1 protein-coding gene is annotated in these 982 nt (G+C 64.2%); it reads right to left on the bottom strand.

Annotated elements, in window-relative coordinates; translation table 11 throughout:
* Positions 1–948 (bottom strand): aminomethyl transferase family protein (locus tag M0534_RS13645; RefSeq protein ID WP_248568997.1); only part of this gene is annotated, 948 nt, incomplete at its 3' end.
* Between the last annotated feature and the right edge of the window lie 34 nt (positions 949–982).

Raw genomic sequence — 982 nt, 5'->3', positions numbered from 1 at the left:
GTGCTGGCTGTATACCGGGCTGTTGACCCGACCCACGTCCTTGCCATCCAGGAAAATCCGGTCGCCAATCTCCACCGCATCGCTGTGCGCCACCACGAGCCCCGCCTGCGTGAAACGCTCCTTGCCGCGCCCCGCAAGGCACGCCTCCTTGCCGCGCCAGTCACCCTTCTCCGAGACCGACCAGCCGTAGTTGATCTCCCACGGCGTGGTGTCCCCCTGCGGCATGTCGAACGGGAAGAACAGCAGACCAGCCTCGATGCGACTAATATCAAGTGCGGTCCAGGAGCACGGCATCACCCCGTGCTCGGCACCCTTCTCCAGAATCGTGTCCCACAGATCCACCGCGTCCGCCGCCGCACAGTAGATCTCGTAACCCCGCTCGCCCGAGTAGCCGCCACGGCCAACAATCACCTCGCGGCCGAACAGCGTGCACGGCGTGTGGTGGAAATACTTCAACCCGCCCAGGTCCGCATCACAGTGCGGATCCAGGATCGCCAGCGAACGCGGCCCCTGCAGCGACAGGATGTGGGTGTCCTCGTCCACCTCGATCTCCGCGTCACGGCCCCGCGCGCTGTCCGCCAGGTTCTGCGGCGTCGCACCCTCGCCATGCGTCAGCCGGAAGTGGTCCGCCGCATCACGAATCACCATCACGTCATCAACAATGTGGCCCTGATCGTTCAGCTCGCTGCCGATCGCCGCCTGGCCAGGCTTCAGCGCCGTGCAGTCACAGCTCACCAGGTGGTCCACAACCGCCTCGGCATCCGCGCCGCGAACATGCACCACATGCAGGCCCGATACATCGAACAGACCCGCTCGCATGCGCATCACCGCCACTTCATCGTAGGGGTCCGTGTCGTAGTTCCACGGAATCAGCATCTCGTTCCACGTGTCACCGTCCAGCTTCGAACCCAGCTCCCGATGCCGGACGTTCAATACCGATTCCCGCATCGCGTTCATGTCCTGACGTTGTGCGTTGCTCATG

Source organism: Methylonatrum kenyense, assembly GCF_023195885.1.
In the GTDB taxonomy this organism is placed as follows: domain Bacteria; phylum Pseudomonadota; class Gammaproteobacteria; order Nitrococcales; family Aquisalimonadaceae; genus Methylonatrum; species Methylonatrum kenyense.
Note: the sequence above shows the minus strand (reverse complement) of the source record. Positions and strands in the feature narration are given on the sequence as shown.